Genomic DNA, 4,810 nt, shown 5'->3' on the forward strand with positions numbered 1-4,810 from the left:
CCACTTAATGTGGCCTCCGTCGTGAGCAGGACTGTAGAGCAGGAAACCTAAGCCGGTGTCCCCGCTCTCCCGGGGCCGGCGGAATTTAGTTGTTAAGCATGCGGTCGAAGCTTCCCGAGTCGCCATCCCGATAGTCGGCGGTCATCAGAATCTCCTGCGGAATGCGCCCGCCCTCGCGCAGCACATTGCGGAACTGCACGCGCGTGACCATGGGCAGATCCTTGATCGTCGCCGCCAAGTTCTGCGGCACGCCCTGGTTGGCAGCCGCGGGCTCGCACTCGCCGCCGGCCTTCACGCGACGCTTATGCTCGGCGAGCATGGCGCGGTACATGCCGGCATGCAGGCGAATCTCAACCACATTGGCATTGCGAGCCTGCTCGACGATGCGCGCGCCCTCGCGGTCGATATCGCCCACGTAGTAGACGTAGTTAAAGCGATAGCCGATCTCAGCCAGATAATCGTCCAGGGCATGCGAGACGCTCGCCTTGCATCCGCCGCCAAAAATCACGCCGCCCACCTTGATGCCAAAGAGCTTAGCGTGCTTGCGGCCGCGCAGGAGCTTGACGATCTCGTCATAGGTGTCCAGGTTCTCGACCATAATGAACGGCTTATCGGCGCCCAGCGTAAAGAAACCCGTAAAGTGCACGGGGCGGTTGGGGGCGACCTTAATCGCCTGCATGCTGATGCCCTTTTCGGTCATACGCCGAATTAGACGCTCGCCGTGCTTGCCGTCAAAAGCCTTCTCGTCGTTAAAAATCTGGTAGGCACGCTGGCGGCGCGAGGCAACCGGCGTATCGGCACCTCGGTTTTGCTCGATCCAAGCCTGGATGATTGCGATTTCCTCGGCAATCTTGCGGTTGGACATCTCGTTGTGCTGAGTGCGCTGCGGCGCCTTTTTGCCGTCCTTGCCCTCGACCTTAACAATTTGAGTCTGCTGCTCCTTGATCTTAGAGAGCGCCGTAGGCGTAGGGACAACTTTGAGCAGCTGCCTGCCCAAAACGCGGGCAAGGGCAAACGCCGATACCTCGCCGTGGACGGCCGACTCGGGCTGCTGGGTAGCACTATCAGCCGCGGCAGGCTCAGCCTGTGCATGAGGCTTACGCTTGGAATCTGCCCGGGTATTACGTTCCTGCTTGGGCGCAGACGAGCGCTTTTGCGGACGATCGGACTTGGCCTCCTTCGCCGGCTGGCGCTTGACCTGATCCACCGGAGTCTCGGCCTTCTCATCTCCGTTTTGTGTCGCTGTCTTCTCGGCCGCGGCCTCGGCATTTGAGCCACGACCGCCGCGGTGACGACGACGGCGGGGCTTGCCTGAGGCGCTCTCCCCAGCCTGCTTATCAGCGGTCTGTTGAGCTTTGACCTCAGTGTCAGCCGCAGGCTGCGACTCGGAAGGTTGCTGCTCGCGAGCCGCCGGCTCAACGGTTTTCTCGGTTTGTTCGGCCTTCTCGGCCTGAGCGGTCGAAGCCGGCTCGCCCTTCTCCTGACGCCTTACGGGATACGCGCGCCTCGCAAAACCACGCCCGGGACGGCATGAACCCGGAGCCTTCTTGGCAGACTCCTCAACATCGTCTGCAGCCTCGGAAGGCTCTTCAACCTCATGCGCGACATCCTGCTGCGCAGCCTTAAAGTGGGCACCACGGCGACGCTGGGGCTCCTGGGCCTCCACGGGCTTTTGCTCCTTCGCGGGCCTCTGCGACTCGGCAGCAACCTCGGTCTCAACAGCCTCGGCATCCGTCTCGCCCTTTCGAGCAACGGCGCGACGGAAGCGCTCCTGCTGGGCGCGGCGCTGTGCATCGCGCTTGCCGCCCCCGCCAAAACCGCCGCGTCCTGCCTTGGCCGTAAAGGCACGCACGACGTTCTCATCGAGCAACTCATCGGTATCGACATGCTCACGCGGAGCAACTTCTTCCACAGCAGGCACGTCAGCGAAATCCTCGACGACAAAATCTTCGACGGACTCGGCAGGCTGCTCCTGGGCATCGCGGATCTCGGCATTGATGGTATAGAACGCCGGGCGCCCGTTAATGCCGCTACCCTCGATCTTGGTAACGATCTTTGCCGCGATGAGTTCGTCGCGCATCGCCTTGGTGTCGCATTCCTTATCGACGGAACGGAAAATCTGCGCCAGCGCGCTCGACTTGATCTTGAGCGCCTTGCGGCAGAGCAGGTCGTAGGCAACCAGCTTGGCGCGCTCGGCAGAAAGCGACGTCTGGCTGCTCAGGCGCTCAGCCAAAGCATCGACATTGTTTTGATTATCGGAATATACCGTCTTGGCCACGGGGCCCCTTTCATATGTACACATATACGTTTATATGGTACAACGCGCGCCCTTATTCACGCAAAACATCTGCGAGAACACTCGAGCGTCACCCGCTTTCGCATGAAAAAAAGACCGAGCCCGCGAAGTCGCGGACCCGGTCTTTCCGAGTCATATGGATGGAACGGTTAGTCCATCAAGCTGACTAGGCCTTGGCGGCCTCGGCGTCGGCAGGAGCTTCAGCGGCAGCGGCGCGACCGTACTCGGCCTTGCCCATCTCGGACCACTCGGGCTCCTCGTCGGGCATGGAGCCGGCCTCCTTGCCGAAGAACTCCTTGAGGCAGTTGACGGCGACGATGAGGCCCAGGACCATCAGCAGGACGGCGAAAACGAGCTGCAAGCCCTTGGTGGCGGCGACGGAGACGGCGGCCGTGGTGGCGGTAGCCGGGATGGTGCCGAAGAAGCCGTAAGCCTGGACAGCGGTCATGCAGCCCATGGCGCTCTGGACCAGCGAGGTGAAGGTGCAGCAGAGCAGGAAGGCGACGGGCACGTAGAGCATCCAGCCCTTGCGGCCGGTGCACTTGCAGAACACGGCGAGGGTGATCATGGTCATGCCGCCGAGCAGCTGGTTGGAAGCACCAAAGAGCGGCCAGATGTTGGCATAGCCGCCAAAGGCGAGGGCGAGACCGGGAAGCAGGGTGACGACCGTGGCGAACCAGGGGTTGCCGAGAACCTTCATGTAGCCGGCCTTGGACTCGATGGCCAGGGCGTCGTTGGTCTGGGCAAAGAACTCGGAGAACGAGGTGCGGGCGATGCGGGCGACGGCGTCGAGCGAGGTCAGGGCCAGAGCGGAAACGTTCATCGTCATGAAGACGGTAGCGAGCGTGCCGTCAACACCGAAGGCCTGCATACCGCGGGAGATACCAGCAGCGAAGATCTGGAACGGGGTGGAAGCGACGCCAGCGTTGAGGGCACCGGTGCCGGCGGTGTTCATATCGGAGAACATGATGCCGGCGACGATGATGGCAAGGATGCCGACGAAGGACTCGACGATCATGGCGCCATAACCGACCTTGACGGCGTCCTGCTCCTTCTCGACCTGCTTGGAGGAGGTACCAGAAGAAACGAGGCTGTGGAAGCCGGAGAGGGCACCGCAGGCAACGGAAACAAACAGGACCGGGAACATCATGCCAGAAGCGCTGGAGAAGCCGGTAAAGGCCGGAGCGGTGATGGTGGCCTGGCCGTTAACACCCAGGACGACGATACCGAGGACAGCGCAGGCGATCATGACGATCATCATGATGGAAGTGAGGTAGTCGCGAGGGGTCTTGAGCATCTGGATGGGCATGGCGCCAGCAAAGACCAGGTAGACCATGACAACGGCGAACCACTGGAACTTGTCCAGGTAGACCGGGAACTGCATGCCGACGGCGAACATGAGGACCATGAGGACCACGCCGGTGACGAACTCGGTAGCACCGGTGAGGTTGAACTTCTTCTGGGCCCAACCAAAGGCGATAGCGACGAAGGTGAACAGGATGGAGATGGTACCAGCGCAGCCGGCGGCATAGGACTTGGTGAAGTCGATGGCACCGGTAGCAGCACCAGAAGCGTCAACGGCCGGGGTGAACATGAACGTCTTGCAGACCATGTCGGTGAAGGCGGCGATGACGATGATGCAGAACAGCCAGCAGAACAGCAGGAACAGGCGACGGCCGGTCTTGCCGATGTACTTCTCGATGAGCTGAGCGAGCGACTTGCCGTTGTTCTTCATCGAAGCGTACAGAGCACCAAAGTCGTGGACGGCGCCAAAGAAGATGCCGCCGACGAGGACCCAGAGCACGACGGGCAGCCAGCCAAAGGCCATGGCGACGATCGTACCCGTGACAGGGCCAGCACCGCAGATCGAGCTGAACTGGTGCGAGAACGCGGTAAAGGCGGAGACGGGCGAGAAGCTCTTGCCGTCCTTCATGCGCTTGGCCGGCGTGAGGGCCTCTTTGTCAACGCCCCACTTGTTGGCCAGCCAGCGGCCGTAGCCCAGATAGCCACAGGCGAGCACCGCCGCGGCCACAACCATGAGCAAAACTCCGTTCATTACATTTCCTCCTCTAAAAAGAACTTCCTAGACATAAAAAATGAGGGCCGTCGGTTGCGCTCGACGGCCCTCATCTTCATCAGCCGCCCGTTATCGTACGGGCTAGCTGTATGTGCTAACCCGCATCAGATAATTACTACGCTGATAATGTTTAGCTGATGCGTGAACATGTCTAAGAAATCCTCTTCAATCATGATGTGAACGATCCGTGCGTGTTCACATCCCCCAGTGGTTGAAAAGGAGTATGAAACTTTAGTTACCTAAAGTCAACGCAAATTTGTAATGGATTTTCAACTTTTTTGAATTTCTCGTTATAAAACGCCACTGACCTCGGACTTTACCCAACAAAAGTTTTTGCATGGGAGATACCCCTCGGGAGCCGCGGGAGCCGGGCGGCGCATATGAACTTTCCTGCTCTACAGTCCTGCGCAAGACGGAAAGCACATTAAGTGCTTTCC

General features: G+C 60.2%; 3 protein-coding genes. All 3 read right to left on the reverse strand.

Annotation, left to right across the window (positions count from 1 at the left end):
* Positions 1 to 85 precede the first annotated feature (85 nt).
* Positions 86 to 2,278, reverse strand: a complete 2,193-nt coding sequence (locus DWV58_RS09650; RefSeq protein ID WP_158564559.1) for a hypothetical protein — start codon at positions 2,276 to 2,278, stop codon at positions 86 to 88.
* 184 nt (positions 2,279 to 2,462) lie between these two features.
* Positions 2,463 to 4,352: a carbon starvation protein A gene (locus DWV58_RS09655; protein ID WP_117638215.1), complete on the reverse strand. Its 1,890-nt coding sequence runs from the start codon at positions 4,350 to 4,352 to the stop codon at positions 2,463 to 2,465.
* A 252-nt stretch (positions 4,353 to 4,604) separates the two neighbouring features.
* On the reverse strand, positions 4,605 to 4,810 hold a 206-nt coding region (locus DWV58_RS10060), incomplete at its 5' end, for a hypothetical protein (protein WP_233540563.1).

Source organism: Collinsella sp. AF11-11 (assembly GCF_003465485.1).
Taxonomy (GTDB): Bacteria; Actinomycetota; Coriobacteriia; order Coriobacteriales; family Coriobacteriaceae; genus Collinsella.

Excerpts from the sequence above, each read along its gene's own strand:
- DWV58_RS09655 (WP_117638215.1), bottom strand. The coding sequence starts at position 4,352 with ATGAACGGAGTTTTGCTCATGGTTGTGGCCGCGGCGGTGCTCGCCTGT.